1 protein-coding gene is annotated in these 219 nt (G+C 37.4%); it reads left to right on the top strand.

Annotated features, from left to right (window positions below):
* Window positions 1–200: glycosyltransferase (locus tag QVP67_RS07770; RefSeq protein WP_369677347.1), on the top strand; the 200-nt coding region annotated here is incomplete at its 5' end.
* Window positions 201–219 lie beyond the last annotated feature (19 nt).

Raw genomic sequence — 219 nt, forward strand, 5'->3', positions numbered from 1 at the left:
TACGGGATGGAGAAGTAGGCTTGCTTCACGAGCCGGGACAAGTAAAGGATCTGGCTGCCCAAATCAATAAACTGATAGAACAACCAACTCTTTGGAAACAATTCTCCAACGAAGCAACCACGTACGTACAACAATTCAGCTTCGAACATTTCAGTCAATTATTCAACAACTTATATCAAAAAATTAGCAACAATTATTAAGTTCATAGGTTATTTAAGT

The sequence above is a fragment of the Bacteroides sp. CAG:633 genome, from assembly GCF_000435115.1.
Classification (GTDB): Bacteria; Bacteroidota; Bacteroidia; order Bacteroidales; family Bacteroidaceae; genus Bacteroides; species Bacteroides ndongoniae.